The organism is Paenibacillus sp. NPDC101420 (assembly GCF_050277435.1).
Taxonomy (GTDB): Bacteria; Bacillota; Bacilli; order Paenibacillales; family Paenibacillaceae; genus Paenibacillus_AQ.
Genome location: NZ_JBNNSE010000005.1, coordinates 75836 through 100444, shown reverse-complemented (window position 1 = coordinate 100444; position 24609 = coordinate 75836). Strand labels below are relative to the sequence as shown.

The 24609-nt window shown below is 44.4% G+C and carries 17 protein-coding genes and 1 tRNA gene; 15 read left to right on the top strand and 3 right to left on the bottom strand.

Annotation, left to right across the window (positions count from 1 at the left end):
- Positions 1-29 precede the first annotated feature (29 nt).
- Entirely contained in the window at positions 30-914 is an 885-nt protein-coding gene (locus ACQKMP_RS20820) for an AraC family transcriptional regulator (protein ID WP_341146286.1), read from the bottom strand.
- A 125-nt stretch (positions 915-1039) separates the two neighbouring features.
- On the opposite strand from ACQKMP_RS20820, the gene ACQKMP_RS20815 reads away from it, so the two are divergent.
- The 3 genes from ACQKMP_RS20815 (at position 1040) to ACQKMP_RS20805 (ending at position 7766) form a co-directional block, all read left to right on the top strand.
- Positions 1040-3130, top strand: a complete 2091-nt coding sequence (locus ACQKMP_RS20815; protein ID WP_427470781.1) for an alpha-glucuronidase family glycosyl hydrolase — start codon at positions 1040-1042, stop codon at positions 3128-3130.
- A gap of 96 nt (positions 3131-3226) precedes the next feature.
- Entirely contained in the window at positions 3227-6667 is a 3441-nt protein-coding gene (locus ACQKMP_RS20810; RefSeq protein WP_427470780.1) for a glycoside hydrolase family 2 TIM barrel-domain containing protein, read from the top strand.
- Between the two features lie 43 nt (positions 6668-6710).
- Positions 6711-7766 (top strand): NAD(P)-dependent alcohol dehydrogenase, encoded by a 1056-nt coding sequence (locus ACQKMP_RS20805; protein ID WP_076300700.1) that lies wholly within the window; start codon positions 6711-6713, stop codon positions 7764-7766.
- 331 nt (positions 7767-8097) lie between these two features.
- On the opposite strand, the gene ACQKMP_RS20800 is transcribed toward ACQKMP_RS20805, so the two are convergent.
- The gene (locus tag ACQKMP_RS20800; RefSeq protein ID WP_042191283.1) at positions 8098-8751 is read right to left on the bottom strand and encodes a GntR family transcriptional regulator; all 654 of its coding nucleotides are present in this window, start codon (positions 8749-8751) and stop codon (positions 8098-8100) included.
- Positions 8752-8973: 222 nt separating this feature from the next.
- Between ACQKMP_RS20800 and uxuA the strand changes: the two genes are divergently transcribed.
- The 6 genes from uxuA to pstA all read left to right on the top strand — a co-directional run bounded on the left by uxuA (position 8974) and on the right by pstA (position 16178).
- Positions 8974-10050, top strand: a complete 1077-nt coding sequence (uxuA, locus tag ACQKMP_RS20795; RefSeq protein ID WP_076300702.1) for a mannonate dehydratase — start codon at positions 8974-8976, stop codon at positions 10048-10050.
- On the top strand, positions 10051-11673 hold the full coding sequence (locus tag ACQKMP_RS20790) for a mannitol dehydrogenase family protein (protein ID WP_427470777.1): 1623 nt from the start codon (positions 10051-10053) through the stop codon (positions 11671-11673).
- A 244-nt stretch (positions 11674-11917) separates the two neighbouring features.
- The gene (locus ACQKMP_RS20785) at positions 11918-13354 is read left to right on the top strand and encodes a stalk domain-containing protein (protein ID WP_427470775.1); all 1437 of its coding nucleotides are present in this window, start codon (positions 11918-11920) and stop codon (positions 13352-13354) included.
- 55 nt (positions 13355-13409) lie between these two features.
- Positions 13410-14270, top strand: coding sequence for a phosphate ABC transporter substrate-binding protein (locus ACQKMP_RS20780; RefSeq protein ID WP_042191274.1), 861 nt, complete (start codon positions 13410-13412; stop codon positions 14268-14270).
- A gap of 82 nt (positions 14271-14352) precedes the next feature.
- Positions 14353-15300, top strand: a complete 948-nt coding sequence (gene pstC, locus ACQKMP_RS20775) for a phosphate ABC transporter permease subunit PstC (protein ID WP_042191272.1) — start codon at positions 14353-14355, stop codon at positions 15298-15300.
- Positions 15297-16178 carry a phosphate ABC transporter permease PstA gene (pstA, locus tag ACQKMP_RS20770; protein WP_340972561.1) on the top strand — a complete coding sequence of 294 codons (882 nt, stop codon included), beginning with the start codon at positions 15297-15299 and terminating at the stop codon, positions 16176-16178. The genes pstC and pstA overlap by 4 nt, the downstream gene beginning before the upstream one ends.
- Positions 16179-17082: 904 nt before the next feature.
- Here pstA and ACQKMP_RS20765 read toward each other — a convergent pair.
- A tRNA-Arg gene (locus ACQKMP_RS20765) sits at positions 17083-17156 on the bottom strand.
- 280 nt (positions 17157-17436) lie between these two features.
- Here ACQKMP_RS20765 and ACQKMP_RS20760 point away from each other — a divergent pair.
- From ACQKMP_RS20760 to ACQKMP_RS20735, 6 genes are all read left to right on the top strand, one after another.
- Positions 17437-18282, top strand: a complete 846-nt coding sequence (locus ACQKMP_RS20760) for a hypothetical protein (protein WP_339243322.1) — start codon at positions 17437-17439, stop codon at positions 18280-18282.
- Positions 18283-18380: 98 nt separating this feature from the next.
- A complete protein-coding gene (gene tig, locus ACQKMP_RS20755) occupies positions 18381-19712 on the top strand; it encodes a trigger factor (RefSeq protein WP_339243321.1) in 1332 nt (443 codons plus the stop codon).
- Positions 19713-19996: 284 nt separating this feature from the next.
- The gene (gene clpP / locus ACQKMP_RS20750) at positions 19997-20587 is read left to right on the top strand and encodes an ATP-dependent Clp endopeptidase proteolytic subunit ClpP (protein ID WP_036685049.1); all 591 of its coding nucleotides are present in this window, start codon (positions 19997-19999) and stop codon (positions 20585-20587) included.
- A 12-nt stretch (positions 20588-20599) separates the two neighbouring features.
- Entirely contained in the window at positions 20600-21856 is a 1257-nt protein-coding gene (gene clpX / locus ACQKMP_RS20745; protein ID WP_042130648.1) for an ATP-dependent protease ATP-binding subunit ClpX, read from the top strand.
- Positions 21857-21965: 109 nt separating this feature from the next.
- Positions 21966-23093 (top strand): flavodoxin-dependent (E)-4-hydroxy-3-methylbut-2-enyl-diphosphate synthase, encoded by a 1128-nt coding sequence (gene ispG, locus ACQKMP_RS20740; protein WP_060621818.1) that lies wholly within the window; start codon positions 21966-21968, stop codon positions 23091-23093.
- A 130-nt stretch (positions 23094-23223) separates the two neighbouring features.
- Positions 23224-23895, top strand: a complete 672-nt coding sequence (locus tag ACQKMP_RS20735) for a BlaI/MecI/CopY family transcriptional regulator (RefSeq protein ID WP_427470770.1) — start codon at positions 23224-23226, stop codon at positions 23893-23895.
- Positions 23896-24609: the final 714 nt, after the last annotated feature.

Genomic DNA, 24609 nt, shown 5'->3' with positions numbered 1-24609 from the left:
GGAATACAGCTGGGATGATGTTCGACAACTCAATGATGCAAATGCCATTGCTTCCGAAATTGATTAGGCGTTGTGCCGAAATGGGTTTTGAACAATTTGCAAAAATGAGAGCAATTTGTAATCCCCACTTCCTCGGCGATGTGTGCAACCGTGTATTTGCTTGAAGTCAGAAGATGAACGGCTTCCTGCATTCTTTTGACCGTTAAATAATCGGAAATACTGCTGCCTGTACATTCCTTGAACAAGTGGGATAAATGATGGGGTGAAAGATGCAGATCCTTGCTCATTTGATCAAGCCGCAAAGGTTCCTTGTAATGCAACTGCAGCCATTCCATAATACGTTCTGCCTGATGTGGTTTACGAAGCAATTGTTCCATGGAGGCCGGCTTCTGCTGTGTATCCCAAAGCGGCTTTAAAGTACGTAGGAACGTGATGAGAAACAATGAGACCTCTTCCATGAAATCATTTTTGTGCAAAGTTGGAAGCGCTTTATCCAGATCCTTCAGAAGAGCTATCAGGGATTGCAGGTCCTGCTGTTCATACCATCGAGGTGAGGCAGAATTGCCGCTGTGAATATGATTGAAAAAGCTCTGTAGGATGGGCCACTTTTCAAAATAAGCTTTAAATATGCTGGGCTCATAATGCACGATCGAACGCACGAACGGAACCGCCTCATTAATTTCAATTTGAATATGATGCAGTTGATACGGCTGGAAAATACAAATCATCCCTGGCTTTATTTCATAGCTATTTTGATCAATAATCAGCGTCCCTTTACCTTCATGAACAATAAGAATTTCAACACCCTGATGAGCATGGAATGTACCTTGATAGTCGTCTGTATTTGTACTTGTTCTTTTATATACAAAATAGAGATGGAACGGTTGTAAGTCCTGCTGCTCATGGTACGTCACATTCGTGTTCCTCCTATTAGTAGGGATGCGGATAACCTATCGTTTACAAAAGTATAAGAGAACCATTGCACAGCTAGCAACATCTAGATTAAAAAGTCTTACTCACTAATGGAGGACACCGAATTATGGCAGAACAAAAGACAGAATTACATAACGCAGGGTATAAAGCTTGGCTCGAATATCCATATATTCAATCGAGTGCAGTAAGAGAGTGCTATTCTCCTTGGTGCTATAACATTTTGACAGTCAAACAAGATCATCCAGTGATCAAAAGTGCTGTGCAAGAACTAACACGTGGCATACTAGGAATGCTCGATATAGAAGCTACCATTGCTGAATCTCAGGATAAAGATAAACAAGCTTGTATTGCAATCGGTACGTTTGATAGTAATCATCCGTTGATTACACATACCTTTAGCGAGGCTACAAGGACAGCAATTGGATCAGAAGGATATGCCATTCGAACAAACACGGAGAAAGACTGTATTGCAATAGGTGCTTCCACACCCGTGGGATTACTGTACGGTGTATTTGCATTCTTACGCTTGCTTGGAACGGGTCAATCGATTAAGGCGTTGGATATGTTGGAACAGCCGGTAAATACGCTCCGCATGATGAATCAATGGGATAACATCGATGGAAGCATCGAACGTGGTTACGCAGGGAAGTCCATATTCTACTCAGACAACGAAATCACTAAGGACTTTGCTCGATTGGAAGATTATGCGAGAATGCTCGCTTCGATAGGAATCAATGCGATTGCTATTAACAATGTCAATGTACATCGGTTTGAAACGATGTTTATTACGGAGCGCTATCTGCCTGACATCGCGAGGATTGCCGATATCTTCCGTACCTACGGGGTGAAGCTATTCCTAAGTATTAACTATGCTAGCCCGATCGAAATCGGTGGATTGAATACAGCTGATCCGTTAGATTCTGATGTACGCCAATGGTGGAAGGCAAAGGCGGTAGTAATTTATAAATTGATTCCAGATTTCGGCGGTTTCCTCGTAAAAGCTGATTCAGAGAATCGTCCAGGTCCATTCACTTATGATCGTGATCATGCAGAAGGTTCGAACATGCTGGCTGAAGCTTTATTGCCTTTAGGGGGAATCGTCATCTGGCGCTGCTTCGTTTACAATTGCAAACAGGATTGGCGTGATCGCTCCACCGATCGTGCACGAGCGGCATATGATCACTTTAAACCGCTAGATGGTCGATTCATGGATAATGTTATTTTGCAGGTGAAGAATGGACCGATGGATTTTCAAGTACGGGAAGGTGTGTCTCCGTTGTTCGGTGCCATGAAGCATACGAATATGATGATAGAATTTCAGGTTACACAGGAATACACAGGCCAACAGCGCCATGTCTGCTACCTCATTCCTCAATGGAAGGAAGTTCTTGATTTTAATACTTACGCAACGAATTCGGAGTCATCGGTGAAACGGGTCGTCGATGGATCCATGTACGGTTATAAATATAGCGGCTTCGCTGCTGTTTCAAATATTGGCAATGATCATAACTGGACGGGGCATTTGTTAGCGCAGGCCAATCTATATGGTTACGGGCGTCTCGCTTGGAATCCGGAATTAAGTGCAGCGCAAATCGCGAAGGAATGGACAATGCTCACGTTCAGTGCAGAGGATGAGCAGTTAATAGATACGATTCGTGAGATCTTGTTAACCTCCTGGAATATCTATGAATCTTATACTTCGCCGCTTGGCGTAGGCTGGATGGTCAATCCAGATCATCATTACGGTCCAAATGTGGATGGATATGAATATTCGAAATGGGGAACGTATCATTTTGCAGACTTACAAGGGATTGGCGTAGACCGGACAACAAAGACGGGTACGGGATATGTTGCTCAGTATCAAGGAGCGAATGTAGATTTTTATGAATCGGTAGCTACTTGTCCAGATGAGCTATTACTGTTCTTTCATCATGTACCGTATACGCATACTCTTAAATCTGGTAAAACGGTCATCCAGCATATTTATGATACGCATTTTGATGGCGTGGATCGCGCAGCAGGGCTGAAAGAGAAGTGGCAATCCCTTGAGGGGAAAATGGATGGCAGCAGGTTTGGACAGGTGGCAGACCGTCTGCACGAACAGGTACTACATGCCCGCGAGTGGAGAGATATCATCAATACGTATTTCTATCGAAAAAGCGGTATCTCAGACCAGCATCAACGTACAATATACTAAATATTAGCAATAGGAGGAGTGTGTCCAGCAGGGCTACTCCTTCTATTGCTCCATCCCTTTGTTTCATAATCCTATGAGAAGAAAGGAAGATACACCTTGAATCAGAAAAGATTATTTAATGAGGGCTGGGAATTCGCCAAGAGTACTTTAGAAGTGACGAATGCTGAGTCCTTGGATTTCCATCCCGTCGATCTCCCACATGATTGGTTGATTTATAACACGTTAGACTTATATGAGAATAGTATTGGCTGGTATCGAAAGTGTTTTATAAATACGAAGAACGATGAGCAGCTATTGCTGTGTTTTGATGGTATTTATATGGACTCCACGATTTATGTGAATCATCAAAGGGCTGGGGAGTGGAAATACGGTTATTCTTCCTTTGAATATGAGATTACAGATATGCTCATAGACGGGGAAAATGAAATTCTAGTGAAGGTTGTGCATCAGAGTCCGAATAGTAGATGGTATTCAGGAGCGGGTATCTACCGGAATGTATGGCTCAAGACAAGAGATTGCAATCATATCGTGACAGATGGAATTTACATTCATACGGTACAAAAAAATGACGTTTGGCGAGTGGAGATCGACACCGATGTGAGCATTACAGGAGATATGCGGCTTTCCCAAACCGTTCTACACAAGGATCGAGAGATAAAGACCAGTGTTGAGAAGATCTCCGCAGTAGGATTAACACAAGTTACCTCACGTGTAAGTCAGGTGCTAACTGTAGAGAATCCTTTATTATGGAGCCCCGGTGAGCCGCATTTATATCAGCTAAAAACGGAATTGCAGCATAAGGCACCTGATCAGGGCTCTGATGAAGTGTGGACAACAATAGAAGAAGTAATACAGTGTATAGGCTTTCGAACGATTGTACTGGATCCGCAAGAGGGAATGCTTCTGAATGGGGTAAAGATCAAGCTTAACGGAGTTTGTGAGCATCATGATCTTGGAGCATTGGGTTCGGCGTTTCATACAGCAGCATTGCAAAGAAGACTTGAAATCTTAAAGGACATGGGCGTAAATGCAATACGCACCGCTCATAATATGCCTGCTGCAGAGCTTATGAATCTGGCGGACGAAATGGGGCTGCTTGTGGTTTCAGAAGCCTTTGATATGTGGGAGCGATCGAAGACCACATATGATTACGCAAGATTTTTCAAGGACTGGGCGTTAAAAGATGTGAGAAGCTGGGTCATGCGAGATCGTAATCATCCAAGCTTGTTCATGTGGAGTATGGGCAATGAAATTTATGATACGCATGCTGACAAGCGAGGGCAAGAATTGACGAGCATGTTGATGGAATCCGTGCTTCAATATGATCCGAAAGGCAACGGGAAAGTGAGCATTGGATCGAACTATATGCCATGGGAGAATGCTCAAAAATGTGCGGACATCGTAAAGGTGGCAGGTTACAATTATGCGGAAAAATATTACCATCAGCATCACGCGGAACATCCTGACTGGATTATCTATGGTAGTGAAACCGCCTCTATTGTGCAGAGCAGGGGAATATATCATTTCCCATTCGAGCAATCCATCCTGGCTGATGACGATGAGCAGTGCTCTGCACTAGGTAATAGCTCTACAAGCTGGGGAGCGAAGTCAGCAGAAGCGTGTATTATCGCGGAGCGAGATGCAGCGTTCTCATTAGGGCAATTTATATGGACGGGTTTTGACTATATTGGTGAACCTACACCGTATCACACGAAGAATTCGTATTTTGGGCAGATTGATACAGCGACCTTTAAAAAGGATTCATATTACATCTATCAATCGGCTTGGACAAATTACAAGGAGAATCCCATGGTGCATATTTTTCCCTGTTGGGATTTCAATCCCGGTCAAAAGATCGATGTTCGAGTCTGCTCGAATGCTCCCAAGATAGAATTGCAGTTCAATGGTGAGACTGTTGGGACCTATGAAATCGATCATGTGCATGGAACGCAGCTAGCGGGCTGGTGGAAGATTCCTTATGAACCAGGCGAGCTCAAGGCAATCGCTTATGATGAGGCTGGCCAAATCATTGCAGTAGACATTAGGAAATCGTTCGGGGATGCGAGTCGAATCTGCTTAAAGGCTGATAAGGGTACACTCCTTGCGAACGGCACAGATTTAATCTTCGTCGAAATTACGATGAAGGATGAGCGCGGGAATGCCGTTGAGAATGCAAACAATCGCGTTCAGGTTCAGGTGGGCGGAGCAGGCCGTTTGATCGGTTTAGATAATGGAGACAGCACGGACTATGATCCATACAAAGGAACGAGTAGACGCTTGTTCAGCGGCAAGCTTATGGCGATTGTTGCTGCGAGTTTAGAAGCGGGTACGATAACAGTTGAGGTTACCTCGAAAGGTGTAGTAGGTAGTAAGCTACAGCTTCAATCGCTCCCTGTGGCAGATCGTGGAATAGGCATTTCAGCTAACACTAGAAATCTAGCGTTGCCCTGTGTGATGGGAAATGTAGAAGAAATTCCTTTACGAAAGATAGAAATTATAAGTCATTCTGGACAACAGTTTAATGAAAATAGAAGAGAAATGAATGTACACGCCATCCTTTACCCTAAAGACACTTCCTATACTGAAGTGGAGTGGAGTATTGTAAATGATGCAGGGATTGAGTCTAATCTAGCGCGTATCGAACAATCGGGACAAGAAGCCAAGATCACGGCGTTAGGAGATGGGAGTTTCCGCGTTCGCTGTATGAGTAAGAACGGTACGGAAAAGACAAAGCTGATTTCACAGTTGGAATTTACAGCGAGCGGTCTGGGGACGGCTTACAAGGATCCGTATGGATTTATATCTGGCGGTCTATATGACGAGGTTAAAGGCGAAGTCGGGAACGGAAATGAACGAGGCGTAGCAACGAGTCGAGATGGTGAGACGCAGGTTGCTTATCGCGAGATTGACTTTGGAACTTACGGCTCGGATTTGATAACGATTCCCCTATTCGCATTGTCTAGCGAAGCCTACGAGCTCCAGATTTGGGAAGGCATGCCGGACGAAGAGAACAGTGAGCTTTTGGCAGACGTTATTTATCAGAAGGAATCGCAATGGAATGTTTATCAGGAGGCAACCTATCTATTATCCAAGAGACTCACGGGTATCAGCTCTATTTGTTTCGTATTACAGAAGAAGGTGCACATTAAAGGCTTCTCATTTGTGAAAAAGAACCGAGCGTTCGAACAGAATAGGGCTGTGGATTGTGATCGCATTTATGGTGATACGTTCACCATCGCGGAACAGGGTGTTGAAGGAATCGGGAATAACGTATCTCTCGTGTTCGAGCAGATGGATTTTACGATGGAAGGTACTTCAAAGCTTGTCATTTGTGGGAGATCTCCGATCGATAAGAATACCATTCATCTTCGCTTCGAAGAGGGTGAAGCATCTAACAATCAACTGATCGAATTTACACAGTCAGATGGATATGTAGAGCGAGTATTTGAGTTGGAGAAAGTGACAGGGGAGCAGAAGGTAACGTTTATCTTCTTGCCTGGAAGTCAGTTCGATTTCGGTTGGTTTCGGTTTGAATGATCGAATGTCCTTTCAACTACTACGATAAATGAGGTGCGTGTACATGTTAACAGGTAAGATGAATGCTGCAATAATGGATGAGCAATTATCGATTTCTGTGAAGCAAATAGATATTCCTGTTCCTAAGGATAATGAAGCGCTAATTAAGGTGTATTGTATCGGAATTTGCGGGTCAGATGTTCATTACTATGAGCATGGAAGAATCGGTCGTTATGTAGTAAAGGAACCGATCATATTAGGCCATGAGCTGGCTGGTGAAGTCGTTGAGGTTGGTAAGCAGGTATCAAATATAGCTGTAGGTGACCGAGTAGCGGTTGAGCCAGGCGTGACCTGTGGACAATGCGACTATTGTAAATCAGGACGTTATAATTTGTGCCCAGATGTGGTCTTTCTTGCAACACCCCCAGTAAATGGGGCTTGGGCAGAATACATTGTCATGCCAAGCGATTATCTATTTAAACTTCCGGATTCTATGAGTTATGAGGAAGGTGCAATGCTGGAGCCATTGTCGGTTGGTTTTCACGCAATGATGCGTGGTAAGGTTCAACCGTTTGATCGAGTGCTAATAACGGGTCTTGGTCCGATCGGACTGCTTGCAGGACAAGCAGCAAAGCTATTTGGCGTTTCTGAAATTTATGGTACGGATGTCGTACCTTTTCGGCGTCAACTTGCAATGGAGATGGGCTTCACTGCAGCATTAGATCCAGTAAAAGAGAATGTTGGACAGCGACTCAATGAGTTAACGAACGGATTTGGAGTTACACTCGTCGTAGAATCATCGGGTAACGCAAGGGCGATGGCGGATACAATTAAGTGGGTTCGCCGTGGCGGGAGAATTGTATTTGTCGGTTTACCAGCCGATAGTGCTATTCCGATGGACATGGGACAATTTATCGATGGTGAGATCGATGCTTATGGTGTTTTTCGTTACGCGAATACCTATCCGGCTGCGATCCAAGCGTTGCAGCATTCTTCATTAGATATTGAGAAAATAGTTACGCATCGCTTTGCGCTTACAGATACTCAAGAGGCTCTTGAAGTAGCACGTAAAGAGAAGGATACAAGTATTAAGGTAATGATCTATCCGAATATGCCTTAATGCGTGTTATATAAAAAGAGACCGTCCCAAAAGCCATGAAAATGGCTGCTTGAGGCGGTCTTTTTGTGTTTACGTAGGAGCAACTATTGCTTTTTATATGGACGCTCCGCGAACGGACCGTTGTTCCAATCGCTGTGGTCTCCAGATTTAATTTATTTTCCCTACGCGGTAAAAATCCGGAGACCAAGGCGAACGCTATCGCTTTTCCACAATCAGTCCGTCCTCTCCGCTGTTTTAGAGGGGGAAGTTTCAACAAAAACAACGAGTCCGAAGACACATAGATATGCCAAGTTGGACAAATCTTTCTACAGTAGGACAGCCTCTTCGCGTATTACGCTTTAATATAATCTGCAAAATTCTCCAGTAAGTATAAGGAGTTCATATCTTCACGCAAATGATGCTGGACTAGCTCATCCACTTTGTCTGGTTCATGGTTTGTCATACAATCCAGGATCATGTGATGCTCGCTCAAAATTTTCTTCAGCTTTTCTTGCTTTAGCGTATGCAGGCGTCGATATCTTTCATAATGCACATGGGAGAACTTAATTTGCTCCCACAAAAATTCATGTCCTGCTAAGGTGAATAACGTCTTATGATAGGCGTCATCCAAAGCAAAAAAGTGCTCAATGGCATGTTCTTGATGTATAGCATTTCTTTGTTCTTCTAGGTTCTTCTTAAGTTCTATAATTCCTTTAAGAGTAAGGCTGCCGCATAGACCTTTGATAATGTCTTTTTCCAAAACGCTTCTTAAATAGATCATTTGCTCGACAGATTCCAAATCAATGTATGAAACCAGATTCCCTTTCTTCGGATACACATCAATATAGGACTCGAGGGATAGCTGCTTTAGTACATCGCGCAAAGGTGTTCTGGATATCTGAAACCGTTCGGATAACACGGTCTCACTTAGAATGGTTCCAGGCTTTAGCGTTAAATTAAGAATTTCGTGCTTTAATAGGTTCAAAATATCATTTTTGGTGGACATGAGGTTGCGTCTCCATTGCCGTTGAATTTGTAATGCGGATATCTGAAACGGGATCCTGAAATAAGATAGTGATTTCATTATATAATTTTTTAATCTTGTATACAAGATCGGTGAATATTGATTTTATGTCATTGACAAAAGGTGTTATTTAAATCTAATATTTGAGTATATTATCTTGTATACAAGATCTCGACATATGAAGTTATAGGAGGTTTTATCTAGATGAACATGACATGGAGATGGTATGGAGAAGGCAATGACAACATTACGCTTGATCATATCCGGCAAATTCCGGGGGTAATGGGTATTGTCTGGTCACTACATCATAAGGTAGCGGGTGAAGTGTGGGAAATGGATGACATTCAAAAGGTTGCGGATCAAATTACGAGCAAAGGGTTTAGCACTGCCGTAGTAGAGAGTGTGAACGTTCATGATGATATCAAGATTGGACTCCCGACGCGTGATAAATATATCGATATTTACATAGACACCATACGGAAGCTAGCCAAGGTCGGTACTAAAGTGATCTGTTACAATTTCATGCCTATCTTTGACTGGACTCGGACGGAGCTGTACAAGGAATTGCCAGATGGCTCGAATGCTCTTTTTTATGAAAATGCGGCCATTAATGAGAACCCGCGCGACATGGTGAATCGTATTCTCGAGGGGGCAGGTGAATTTACGATGCCTGGCTGGGAGCCGGAGCGTCTTGCGAAGCTCGATGAGCTATTCGCCGCTTATGCAGATGTAACGGAAGAGAAGCTGTTCGAGAACTTGGTCTATTTTCTGAAGCGCATTATTCCTGTCTGTGAAGAAGTCGATATCAAAATGGCTATTCATCCCGATGATCCTGCTTGGCCGATCTTTGGCTTGCCCCGCATTGTCCGCAGCCGTGATACGATCCGTCGTTTACTTGACGCAGTAGATAGTCCGTATAATGGATTAACCTTCTGCACTGGGTCGCTCGGTACGAATCCGAAGAACGATCTGCCGGCTATGATTCGGGAATTCTGTAATCGTATTCATTTTGCTCATATTCGAAATGTTAAGGTTTTTGAGAACGGAGATTTTATTGAGGTCTCTCATCGTGGACGGGATGGCAGTGTGGATGTGGCAGAGGTTGTTAAAGCGTATCATGAGAATGGATATACGGGGTATGTGCGTCCAGATCATGGTCGACATTTGTGGGGGGAAGAGAAGACTTGCCGCCCGGGGTACGGGCTGTACGATAGAGCAATGGGGATCATGTATTTACTTGGTGTGTGGGATAGTCTCGACAATACGATGGGGGTGAAGTGAATGCTGCTTCTGACAAGAGAGAGTATTCAATCATATGCAGAGGCGTGGAAGGACGCTGACGTGGAGCTTCCTCAGTTTGATTATGAGCAGGTGGCGGAGAATACGCGCGTTAGGCCGGAATGGGTTCATTTTGGAGCGGGAAATATTTTTCGGGGATTTGTTGCGAATGTTCACCAGAAGCTGTTGGAGCTTGGAAAAGCAGATACAGGTATTATTGCCGCTACCTCCTCTGACTACGAGCTGATTGACAAAATTTATAAACCGCATGATCATTTAACACTTCTCGTACTAATGAATGCGAGTGGCGAGTTTACGAAAAAGGTCATTAGCAGCATTACCGAAGCTATTATGGCAAACAAGAATCGAGCGCAGGATTACTGCCGTTTGGTTGAAATTTTTGAAAACCCGAGCCTGCAGATGGCCAGCTTCACCGTTACAGAGAAAGGTTATACCTTGACCGGTCCTGATGGAATGTACCTTGATATCGTGAAGAAGGATATGGAGCAAGGGCCAGAGCAGCCATCCCACAGCATGAGTGTGATCGCTTCTCTAGCGTACCGTCGATATCTAAAAGGCCAGTATCCGATGACTTTTGTCAGTATGGATAACTGTTCGCACAATGGGGATATGTTGAAAAATAGCGTGATTACAATCGCCAAGGCATGGGCTGTGAAAGGGATTGTGGAGGAAGGTTTTGTTGCGTACCTCGAAGACGAGAGTCGCATAACATTCCCCTTGTCGATGATCGATAAAATCACACCACGTCCATCCGAGGTAGTACGTAATGCTTTACAGGAGCAAGGGATTGGCGGCATGGATATACTTATTACCTCGAGGAACGCTCATACCGCGCCTTTTGTTAACGCAGAAGTTAGTGAATATCTGGTCATTGAGGATAAGTTTACGAATGGGCGACCTTTATTAGAAGAAGCCGGCATTATATTCACAGATCGTGAGACCGTGAACAGGGTAGAAACGATGAAAGTTACCACCTGTCTAAACCCCTTACATACTGCGTTAGCGGTCACTGGCTGTCTACTAGGCTACACACAAATTTCGGATGAGATGCAGGATCAGACTCTTCGTACATTAGTCGAGCGGATTGGGTATAAGGAAGGATTGCCTGTAGTTGTAGATCCTATCATTCTACGTCCACAGCAGTTTTTGGATGAAGTGCTGCAAGAGCGCTTGGCGAATCCATTTATTCCGGACACCCCGCAGCGAATTGCGACAGATACGTCGCAGAAGATAGGCATACGTTATGGGGAAACGATTAAATCCTATGTACAACGCGAAGATCTTCATCCAGCTGAATTGACGGCGATTCCACTAGCAATTGCTGCTTGGTGCCGCTATTTGATCGGAGTGGATGATGAAGGAAATTCATTTGAGCTAAGTCCCGATCCGTTAATGGAGTCGCTTCAAGCGCATCTGCAGGGAGTGACTTTGGGAGATTCGACCTCTAATGTGCATAGGATTCTAGATAATGAGAAGATCTTTGGTGTACCGTTATATGAAATCGGTCTGGGTAGCAAGATTGAAAGCTACTTCTATGAGATGCTGAAAGGCCCGGGAGCTGTACGGAGAACGTTGGAAAAGCATTTAAATGAAGAGTTAGTGTAGATCACATTTACAAAAAGCCTCATGGAGTAAAAGCTACTGCACCCCGCAGAGCTATCCCCCATGAGGCTTTTTCGTGTCTAGTCCATTTGGTTTATCTGAATTTAGCAGTCTAGTACGCTAATATACCTACTTTTTCAAAAAAATAATTATAGTTAATATTTCCATAACATTCCTCTGCAACAGAGTTGACAATTGTAGACGAAAATGACATTAGCAGTTACCTATACGAAAAGGGTGAATCTAATTGAAAAACAGTAAATGGATTAGCGCAACGTTGGCTTCAGCACTTCTTGCAACAGTAGGCGTTGGGAGTGTATCTGCAGCTAGCATCGGCAGTAATGTAAAATCTGTGGCTACCAATCAAACCGCTGCAAAAACAGCAGTTAAAGAAGGTACAGCTACTTGGAATGTAAATGGTACGCCGATTGTGTTTAACACCATTAATAGCAGTGGTTACAAGCTGTACTCGCTGAATCAGGTAGCTGGTGAAATTGGAGCTAAGTTAGTACTTGGAGCTGGCGGGTTTGAACTTAATGACAGCAAAGGATTACATAATGTGAAGCTCAAAACAGGCTCAAAGAGCTATCAAGTAGATGGTAATTCCGAGACATTCACAGTTGCTCCAGTATTTTATAACGGTAAAACCTATGTAGAGCTTTCTAAGTTAGTTTATGCATTAGGTGGAGAACTGGATGCTGACGCTAGCACGATTCTAAGCTTTGCTCGTCCTGAAGGATTGTTTGATACTTTGCACTGGACAGCAGCTGGAAGTCTGATTGCGAACAAAAGTGATGCTGAATCTGCTCAACTTATCAAGTTCAGCACAGAGCCAGGTAACTACGAAGTATTTTCATCAAATGACAGTGCAGTGGATTTTGCAGTATCGCCGGATGGGCAGTGGGGAGCTTTCAATGATGAGACTGGTTTGTTGAACCTGATTAACCTGTCTAGCGGAGCTACTAAGACACTTGGTACTGACAATAGTGTAAAAACGGATCTGGTGTGGTCGAACGATGGTAAAAGTATTTACTTCGTCCAAGGTGACAAGCAAGAGAAAATCGCAAAAATCGCTGTAGACACTGGTGAAGTTAAATCCGTATTGGCAGACAAAGTAGAAAACAAATCCGAACTGCGCATTTCCGCTGATGAAAAGAGCGCCGTTTATATCGTTAACTTGACGGGTGTTGCTAAAAACGATGCGGACAGCACAGAAGATTCTCTTACTGTAGACTTCAGCTCTGCTGGAGAGCAGCTTTATAAGCTTGACCTGGCTACGAAAGATGCTAAACCAGCTGCACTGACAACTACACCGGATAACAAGCTGTACCCTGAAATTTCTGCTGATGGTAGCGTCATTTACCTGAGTGCAGATGCTGAAGGTAACGCAGCTAACACATTGAAGGTTGTAAAAGCAGATGGAACAAGCAGCAACATTACACTTGATGTTGAAGTAACTTGGTCTACTGGCGTTAAAAACGGCTTAGTTGTAGCAGGTTCAGCGGCAGATGGAAGCACAGTAGTCTATTCCGTTGATAACAATGGAGCTAAGACTGAGCTGTTCCGTTCCACTGAAGATGTATCTGAAGTAGCTGTTTCGAATGATGGAAGCAAGCTTGCTATCGTAAGTGATGGCGGTGTATGGGTAGTTCAAGGCGGCAAAGCATTGCAACTGTCGAAATAATAAATATCCCTAATCATATTTTAACGGCGTAGAGCCGAGAGGAGAAATAATACAAATGAAGATTTTCAAAAAGCTAACAGTAACGGCTCTAACGGCTGTAATTGCGGTAACCGCATCTTTCGCAGGGGTTGCAGCAGCAGCCGATTCACTTAAAGGTAAAATCACAGTTAACGGTTCAACCGCACTTCTTCCATTGACGCTTCAAGCGGCAAAAGAATTCCAAAAGCTGCACCCTAAAGTGAAAATCGCAGCCTCAGGTAAAGGTTCAGTAACTGGACCTCAAGCTGTTAAAAAAGGCATCGCTGATATCGGCGCTTGCGACTGGGATGCTAGCATCGACGTACCAGGCTTCAAAGCTTTTGACGGTCAAGTAGCAAACAAAGTAGCAGTTATTCCTTTTGCTACAATCGTTAACAAAAATGTTGGTGTAGATAACCTTACAACTGAACAGCTTAAAGGTATTTTCGCAGGTAAAATCACGAACTGGAAAGAAGTAGGCGGTGCAGATGCTGACATCGTGGTTATCACTCGCTCTTTCGGTTCCGGTACACGCGTTAACTATCAAGCTAAAGCTTTGGATGGCGGAGATATCGTTAAAAAAGCTAAGAACTACAAAGAAACAGGTTCATCCGGTGACATGAAGACTGCCGTAGGAACAACTCCTAACTCTATCGGTTATATCGACCTTGTATATGTAAGTGGTGACGTAAAAGCTGTTAAACACAACGGTATAGCTGCTACTACAGATAACGTAATCAATGGATCTTATAAGATCTGGGCTTATGGTTACTACATGACTAAAGGCCAACCTACTGGCGCTACAAAAGAATTCATCGAATACGTACAAAGCAAGAAGTTCCAACAAGGTTCCCTGAAAAAGCTTAAATTTATTCCGATCGCAGCAATGAAGGGCTAATAACATCTAAAGATCATATTGAACGGTAACAGCGGCCAGCTCCGATCTTGATACGGGGGTGGCCGCTTACAGGAGGGAAAGTATGGGGGCACCAGTCCAAGGCTTGGCAACTAGGGGAAAAGAGAGCGTAACGCAGGTTAGCGCTAATCCCAAACGTCATGGTAGACATTTGTTTAGCAACAAATTGTTTAAGTTTTATTTTTTATTCAGCATTCTTGCGCTTTGCTTCGTGCTTGGACTTGTAATTCTATTTATCGGCAAAACGGCTATGCTTCTGTTCGGCCATCTCTCGCCTGCGGACTTTTTCTTTTCCTTTAACTGGACGCCGGAAGAGGATTCTTTTGGAGCGGCTGCCTTCATTGTAAATACACTTTCACTAACTGCATTAACGCTGCTGATCGCAGTTCCTATTTCGGTAGGGATGGCAGTACTTTGTGCAGAGATTGCTCCAAAATGGATGAAGACTTTTATCCGTCCAGTGCTAGATTTATTGGTAGGTATTCCTTCAATTGTTTACGGATATATAGGCTTAACGGTATTACTTCCATTCTTGCGCAGAATTAGTGGGGAGAGCTTAGGCGATGGCTTGTTAGCTGCTGCGCTTGTGCTCGCATTAATGGTGCTGCCAACGATTTGCCGAATCAGTGATGATGCCATTGTCTCTGTGCCGCGCAAATATCGGGATGCTGCATATGCTCTTGGATCTACCCGTTTACAGGTTATCATGCGTGTAGTACTGCCTGCGGCTAGCCGGGGAATTATCTCTGCGGTTATTCTAGGTATGACTCGTGCTGTGGGTGAGACGATGGCTGTAGTTATGGTTATCGGGAATACACCGCAATTGGCGAAGACGTTATTCACGCCAGCATCGGTGCTGACTAGTAACATCGTTATGCAAATCTCCAATGTAGAGTTTGACTCTACATGGAACTATGCGCTACATATGATGGCATTTCTCCTGCTAGTAATATCATTTGTATTAATTCTGATCATCCGCGTGCTGGGTAGAAAAAGGAGGGATGCAGCGTGAACGGATTCGCAAGTACAAAGCATACAGCGCGTGCTCAAAGAAACAATAAAATTGCAACCATAGGGTTTTATACGCTTGGGGCTTTAGTCATGCTGCTGATCTTCTGGCTGCTCTTCACGATTCTTAGTAAAGGTTTACCGGCACTTCGGCCCGATTTCTTGATTAAACAGCCTGAAGAGATTGACGCAGGTGGTGGGATTGGCCCGGTGCTGTTTAACTCCTTTTACATTTTGTTCATCTCGCTGTTTATTTCCGTTCCAATTGGTTTGGGTGCGGGAATCTATATGGCTGAATATGCACCAGACAATAAATTTACAGGCGCACTACGTATTTGCGTAGAATCTCTGTCATCAGTACCATCGATTGTGTTCGGTATGCTCGGACTCGCGATTTTTGCGGAATATTTCGATATCGGTCTGACGATTCTTGGCGGAGGCGTCAGCTTGGCGCTGCTGAATCTACCTATGCTTGCGCGAGTGACAGAGGAAGCGGTACGTGCTGTCCCCGGGGAGATCCGCGAGGCTGGTTATGCGCTTGGGATGACTAAATTCCACGTGATCCGCACGGTAGTCCTGCCTGTTGCAATGTCTGCCATTGTTACTGGGATTTGTCTCGTTGCTGGACGCGCCTTCGGGGAGTCTGCGGTTATTATCCTTACCGCTGGTCTCAGTACCTCGGGCGAAATGTGGGATTTCAATCTGTTCTCGCCGGGTGAAACACTGGCCGTACACCTTTGGTATGTACAATCCGAGGCGATTGTAGAAGATGCGCGTCAAATTGCTGATAAGTCGGCAGCCGTACTTGTATTTGTAGTTTTGTTTATCAATTTTGTATTTCGATTTCCGCTGTGGCTTAGCAATCGCCGCAAAGGACACTAATTCGTTCAATAGGTACGTAAAAACGGTCACCCGGCAATGGATATCGGTGGGTGGCCGTTTTTTTGTTTTCTTATGATGAATTATTTAATGTAGCATTCCCTCCGGATACGGCCAAAGGAATAACCTCGCGAAACACTCGTGGCAGGGCTGAGACAATATCGCACATTTCACTTTCAGTCTAAATTGATAATATTCGCACAAACACATCCTGCACTATTTCTTCCGCGTGCTCCTGCTTCCCAGCATACGAATAGTAAAAACACTTTTTCGTAATGTGCCTCGATTTCCTCAAAGGATAAAGGATAATGTGGTGAGTAAAGAGTAAAGAGTAAAGAGTAGTGAGTAGTGAGTAGTGAGTAGTGAGTAGTGAGTAGTGAGTAGTGAGTAATGAGTAATGAGTAATGGTGTTAGGGGTGGCTTTAGTTGCACTTTATGCAGCTATTTATCATGGTGTAGGGTTTATTTAGGATTAATTGTACTTTGTGCAACTAAAAATGGAGAAAATGACAATCTAGGAGTAAATCAGAGAATATAAGTGTACGGAATGCAGTTAAACCGAGTTGTTGAGGTCAAAGGGAACCTTTTAGTTGCACAAAATACAATTAAAGTGTTCGAGTTAGGTGGAACCTAAGATTGAACGTTGCCTAATAATCTGACTGCTACGTGGGTGTAAAACGTAGTAGGGGACTTGACGAAGCTTGAACTCCACAGAAGCTTGAGCTCTATAGAAGCCTGAACTCCATTAAAGAGTGAGCTACATCAAAGCCTGAGCCTCATGGAACCCTAAGCCCTAGGCTCTGCTCCTAGCTTTGGTCCTAGCTCTGTCCCTAGGGCTAGGCCCTCCCACTGGTTCGCATCCCCTGAACGCAAAAACAGCCTCCCCGAAGGAAGGCTGTTACTCTGACGTCCCGGAAGGGATTCGAACCCCTGACCGTGCGCTTAGAAGGCGCATGCTCTATCCAGCTGAGCTACCGGGACATGATTGCTGGCTGAAAAGCAAGCAGTAGTTATCATATCATGTACGCCGATGTTTTTCAAGCTGTTTTTTAAAAAGAGTACGGGGTATGCTATAATCTACAATTATTAAGTTTCGGAAGAAGCTTAAGGTCTTAATAACATTTATGACGTTTTAGAATTCAATTCACATAATTAGCTATAAGGAGGTGCCCTCATTAAAGATTCAGATTCCCCCGCCACAAAAGAGAATATCGTCCTGTTTCCCAAGACACTGGACTATTATCAAATCCAGCTTACGGTGATGCTGGAGAGTGAACGATACGGGGAAGCGATGGAGCTGCTGCGTTTTTTGTTGCAGTGTCAAGGACAGGAAGAACGAAATTACGAGGAATGGCGGTCTCTGCTGGAATGGCTCGAAACAGCTTTCCCTTACGCCTCTCAGAATGGAGATGCGGAAGGAGCCGTTCACCCCGAAGACGAAGATTTAAGGGAAGAAGATATGGCCCGTTTCTTGGCCAAATCAAAAATGACTGAGGATGCGGGGTATCCTCAAAAGCTGCTGCAGCGGATAATGAATGAGCCGCTGTCAGAGGCGACAATCCTAGCACTAGAGCAGCTTTCATATCTGGAAGGCGGCGGAGTCGATGAGGCGCTGACGGCATGGCTGCAGGGGGATAATGTTCACCCGCTGCTGCAATTTCGGACCCTTCAGACCCTTCGGCGGCGTGGGATGCAGGGAACAGTGAATCTGATTCGTGGTCACGAAACAGCAATTGTAGAGATTGAAAGTGTACCGCTGCAGACAGAGGATTTTCCGCCGCAGGTGAGTCAGGTGCTCGAGCGGGTAGCCGAGCAGGCAGAGGTACATGAGCCTACGCTGTATTATTTTGCACAGGAGCTCTGGGGCCAGTTCGTCATGTCGATTTATGGATCGGAAGAGTATCGGAAAATACTGGATGGGGAAGACGCGCTACTAGATATTTGGGCGGGGGCGTTACACCAGTTTGTATCTGAGAGCTTAAACGGTACACGGCAAGAGGAGGAGACTCGTGGAATGTACGGCATTACAGACGGCATGCGCTTTCAATTTGAGGGGGCATATCGTGCGCTCAAGGGTTTTGTAAAGACTTCTCTACTTGATAAATAAAGTAATGTTGTATATAATATAATGGTTATTCTGTGCGTGGATTGTATCATTTTTTGAAGTAAACTTGTGAACCTATATTTTGGAGGGAAAAGTATAATATGAAAGCAACATGGGAAAAAATAGAGAAGAACCTTGGAGTTCTTGAAGTAGAAGTTGACGCAGAACGCGTTGCAGCAGCACTTGATAAAGCTTTTAACAAAGTCGTTAAGAAAGCTAACGTACCAGGCTTCCGTAAAGGTAAAGTGCCACGCCCGATCTTTGAATCCCGTTTTGGTGTAGAAAGCTTGTACCAAGATGCAATCGACATTCTTCTTCCTGAAGCTTACGGTGAAGCAGTTGAACAAACTGACATCTTCCCTGTAGACCGTCCTGAAGTTGATATTGAGCAATTTGCTAAAGGTCAATCCTTTATCTTCAAAGCGAAGATCACGGTTAAACCTGAAGTGAAGCTCGGCGATTACAAAGGTCTGGAAGTTCCAGTACAAAAAGCTGAAGTGACTGAAGAAGAGCTGAGCGCTGAGCTTGCTCGTCTGCAAGAGCGTCATGCTGAACTCGTAGTAGTTGAAGAAGAAGCAGCAGCTAACGGCGACATCGCTGTGATCGATTTTGACGGATATGTTGATGACGTACCGTTCGAAGGCGGAAAAGCTGAGCGTCATTCTCTTGAACTTGGTAGCAACTCCTTCATTCCTGGATTTGAAGAGCAAGTAGTGGGAATGTCCACTGGAGATTTCAAAGATGTTGAAGTTACTTTCCCTGAAGAATACCATGCAGAGAACCTTGCGGGTAAGAAAGCAGTATTCAAAGTGAAACTGCACGAAATCAAACGCAAACAACTTCCTGCACTTGATGATGAGTTCGCTAAAGATGTAAGTGAATTCGAAACTTTGGAAGAGTACAAAGCAGATCTGAAAACTCAGCTCGAATCCCGTAAACAGGATGAACTGAAAGGCCTTCGCGAGAACGCAGTTGTTGATAAAGCAGCAGCAAACGCTGAAGTTGAAATCCCAGAAGCAATGATCAACAGCGAAGTTGAGAACATGGTTCGTGACTTCGACACTCGTCTTCGTCAACAAGGTATGAACATGGATATGTTCCTTAGCTTCTCGGGTCAAACTCGTGAAGACTTGCAGAACCAAATGAAAGGCGATGCTGAAAAACGCGTTCGCAACAACCTGGTACTGGAAGTTATCGCTAAACAAGAGAACATTGAAGTTTCCGAAGAAGAAGTTAACGAAGAGTTGGCTACTATGGCTGAAGCTTACAAACGTACTCCAGAAGAAATTCGCAGCATCTTGGCTGCTAACGGTTCACTGGGCAGTTTGAGCGAAGAACTTTCTTTGCGCAAAACCATTGATTTCCTTGTTAGCAATAGTGTAGAAGTTGAAGCAGTAGAAGAAGCAGCTGCTGAAGATACTAAAGCTGAGTAAGATTTTTAAAACTACCTAGAACGGCCGAGCAATCGGCCTCCATACAGATATGATAAGGCACGTAAGTTTCGTTACGTGCCTTATTTTTATCCTCGGGCACAGATATATGTGATTACATAGGTATCCGTATGAGCGTATGGTATTAAGGAAATTGGCATGATGACGTCACTATCACAAGCAGTGGACAGGTCCGCTGTAGTGAAAAAATGACATCGGGCCGTGAACGTGTTAAAATATTTTTGAAACGATAAGACTAATCTGTATAGAGAAAAGAGGTTGGTGGCATGAGTCTGGTACCAATGGTTGTGGAATCAACAAGTCGTGGGGAACGTTCATACGATATCTATTCCAGATTGCTCAAGGATCGCATTATTTTCTTAAGCAGTGCGATTGACGATGATGTCGCCAATCTGGTTATTGCTCAACTGCTGTTCCTTGCAGCAGATGATCCCGAGAAGGACATTCACTTGTACCTCAACTCACCCGGTGGTTCAGTAACAGCCGGCATGGGTATATACGATACGATGCAATATATCAAACCGGATGTTTCAACCATTTGTGTAGGGATGGCGGCAAGCATGGGATCGCTCCTTTTAACAGCTGGGGCTCCGGGCAAAAGATACGCGCTGACTAACAGCGAAGTTATGATTCATCAACCGCTCGGTGGTGTTCAAGGTCAAGCGTCCGACATTTGGATTCATACCGACTGGATCCTCAAGACGAAACAGAAGTTGAATCAAATTTATGTAGATCGCACAGGTCAGCCCCTTGAAAAAATCGAACGGGACACAGACCGCGATAACTTCATGAGCGCGGAAGAAGCCAAGGAATATGGGCTTATTGACCAGGTTCTTTCTTCACCGATGAAATCTTAAAGGGGTGGTTAGATGTTTAAATTTAATGATGAAAAAGGGCAATTGAAATGTTCTTTTTGCGGCAAATCACAAGAGCAGGTTCGTAAGCTTGTAGCAGGACCGGGCGTTTATATATGTGACGAATGTATCGAGCTTTGCACGGAAATCGTGGAAGAAGAGCTCGGTCATGAGGAAGAGCTTGATCTGAAGGATATTCCGAAACCAAAGGAAATCCGCGATATTTTGGATCAATATGTAATCGGTCAAGAGCAAGCGAAGAAATCGCTGTCTGTTGCGGTTTACAATCACTATAAGCGTGTGAACAGCCAAAGCAAAATCGAAGATGTTGAACTGACGAAGAGTAATATTCTTTTGCTTGGTCCAACAGGTTCGGGTAAAACTTTGCTCGCACAGACGATGGCGAAGATTATCAACGTTCCATTTGCGATTGCTGATGCTACTTCCCTAACGGAAGCTGGTTATGTCGGCGAGGATGTTGAGAACATTCTGCTTAAGCTGATTCAAGCGGCAGATTATGATGTGGAGAAAGCCGAACGCGGCATTATCTATATTGATGAGATTGATAAAGTGGCACGTAAATCCGAGAACCCGTCCATTACTCGTGACGTATCCGGTGAAGGTGTACAGCAGGCACTTCTGAAGATTCTCGAAGGAACGGTTGCTTCCGTACCTCCACAAGGTGGTCGTAAGCATCCTCATCAAGAGTTTATTCAAATTGATACGACGAACATCTTGTTCATCGTAGGCGGTGCCTTTGACGGTCTGGAGCAAATGATTAAACGCCGTATCGGTAAAAAAGTCATTGGCTTCAACGCAGCAGTTGAAGGACAAAAGGATCTCAAGCCTGGCGAATATTTGTCGATGGTATTGCCTGAAGACTTGCTCAAATTCGGATTAATCCCTGAATTTGTAGGCCGTCTACCGGTCATCTCGACTTTGGAGCCGCTTGATGAGAATACGCTGGTGCGTATCCTTTCCGAGCCTAAGAATGCACTCACGAAACAATACATCAAGCTGCTGGAAATGGATAACGTAGCGCTGAAGTTCGAACCGTTGGCACTCGAAGCAATTGCCAAGGAAGCGATCAAACGCAATACGGGAGCCCGTGGACTGCGCGCGATTATTGAGAGCATCATGCTTGATGTGATGTATGAAGTTCCTTCACGCGATGATATTAAGGATTGTGTGATCACGGAGCAGGTCGTTCAAGAGAAGGCTTTGCCTGAATTGAACCTTAAGAAAGACAAAAAGAAAGAGGAAAGCGCGTAAGTCGCTTACCTTAACAATACATGTCACTGTCTCCACCTTTCTTCCGCTTATCCCGCTTCACTAGCGGTTGCGAAGGGGTGGAGCTTTGGCGTTATGGGGGAGAAAAATCATGTTCTTGAGACACCAAACCCGTCCTGTCAATGTTGGCGGGCTCATTATTGGGGGAAACAACGAGGTTGCGATTCAAAGCATGTGTACAACCAAAACAGCTGATGTGGAGGCTACTGTAGCCGAAATTTTACGGCTTGAGGAAGCAGGCTGCCAACTGGTACGCGTTACTGTCAACAATGAAGAGGCAGCCGCCGCGATTAAGGAGATCAAGAAGCAGATTCATATCCCACTCGTAGCGGATATTCATTTTAACTATAAGCTCGCGCTGATGGCTATTGAGAACGGCATCGATAAAGTACGGATTAATCCGGGCAATATCGGTCGTCGGGAGAAGGTAGAAGCAGTAGTTAAAGCGTGTAAAGAAAAAGGAATTCCGATTCGGATTGGTGTAAACGCCGGTTCTTTGGAGAATCATCTCTTGGAGAAATACGGATATCCGACTCCAGAAGCTATGGTAGAAAGTGCACTGTACCATATTGGGATTTTGGAAGAGCTGGATTTCCACGACATTATCGTATCTTTAAAAGCATCCGATGTGCCCATGGCCATCGAAGCTTACCGTCAGGCTGCGGAAGTTATTCCTTATCCGCTGCACCTTGGGATTACAGAATCCGGCACCTTGTTTGCCGGTACAGTAAAGAGCTCTGCGGGTATCGGTGCACTGCTCTCTATGGGCATCGGCAGCACCCTGCGTATCTCGCTTAGCGCAGATCCAGTGGAAGAAGTTAAAGTGGCACGCGAGCTGCTGAAGACCTTCGGTCTGATCTCTAACGCGGCTACACTCATTTCCTGTCCGACTTGCGGACGACTTGATATTGATCTCTTCTCCATCGCTAATGAGGTGGAAGAGTACATTTCGAAGCTTAAGGTGCCTATTAAAGTATCTGTGCTGGGATGTGCTGTTAATGGTCCTGGTGAGGCGCGTGAAGCGGATATTGGTATTGCTGGTGCCCGTGGGGAAGGTTTGTTGTTCCGTTACGGTCAGATGATTCGTAAGGTGCCTGAAGCGGAACTCGTGAACGAGCTGAAGAAGGAAATCGATGCGATTGTTGTAGCGTATGAGGAAACTGGTGAAATTCCAGGGCGTGCTCACGCTAATCTTGCACCTCCGGTGCAATCAAAGTAATTGGTCTTTTACGAATTAATGATTCAATTCATAATAAGTGGCGAAGAACGCCCTGTTACACTCCGGTATATCCGGTGGTGGGAACGGGGCGTTTTTTTGCGTGGAATAAATTAATCAGGGGGAACATCGTATGAACTATGAACAAGCCCATGAAGTATTTATTGAGAAACATTTAGCAAGCAGGACGGGAGAACGACGAGGGAGGCTGGAGAGAGGGCATCGTCATGCCGAAGAAATGTTTTTACAGAATGTATGGTGGCCGCTTCGTGGAGATTTCAATGATCTACATCCGGAGTATGAAGTGCTGGATTGGCGCGGACGATCTTATTTCGCGGATTATGCTTTTTTGCCGGGGCCTATCAAGCTCTTGTTCGAGATCAAAGGGTATGCAGCGCATGTGAGGGATATGGATAGACTGAAGTATTGTAATGAGCTAAATCGTGAGACGTTTCTGTACGGAATGGGTTACCAAGTAATTTCATTTGCCTACGATGATGTGGAACAGCGCCCAGAGCTATGCATTACACTGCTGCGTGTGGTGCTAAGCCGTTACTTAATTGTAGATGCACCGCATGGAAAATTACTATTTGCTGAGAAGGAAATTATGCGATTAGTGGTTCGCCAAGCGGGGACAGTTCGTCCCAAAGATGTAGCAGAGTATTTTGCTATAGACCCCAAAACGGTACGTTTGATGTTGATGAAGTTGTGTGAAAAGGGCTGGTTGAAGCCTGTGAGAAGAGGGATCGGTGTTAAAAATGTTGAGTATAGGCTGGCTCGTGATGTCCTTTATTACTGGGATTAACATAGTAAGTTTAATGGTTGATGGGCTAATGTTTAAGGAATTACCTGCAGATGGGATGCTGGAAGTGCGAATGACTTGATTAGAAGGAGTGGGGTATGGAGTATGGAGTATGGTAAGGAAGTTGGTATGTTATATGTAGTTAGTATGGAATGTGATAAGGAATGTGGTGAGGAGTGCCGTAAGATGTGTACTATGGAGCGAAATTTGAAGCATTAATAAATAATTAGGGAAAACCTCCCTGAAAAAAGCCTAAAATCGCTCCAAATCGAGCTTTTTACGGAAAACCTCCCTAATAAATGAGCGATTCACCTTATTTATAACCATTTTGGCTGATAATCAGGGAGGAATTCCCTAATTATCAGCCTAGAGTCCATAAACAACATATAATCAGGGAGGAATTCCCTAATTATCCGCTTAGAGATCATAAACAACGAATAATCAAGTGGATTTTCCCGGATTATCGCTTGAAGACCATCTTAAGCTTCTTCCATAGATGACTTAACGCCATTGAGCAGCACAGTCGACAGAACTAGGTGCCTACTGAACGTGAATGTAGCACCAAGTTCTATGACTGTTCATACTCATCTTCCGCTAGAGGGGGTGGTGAAGAATCTGAGGTGTCTCTAGCACTCCTTAGAACTTTCAACCCCCCATTTATAAATTCCTGCTACTTGTCCTACACCAACAATTCAACAAATCCTCAATTGTGCGTTT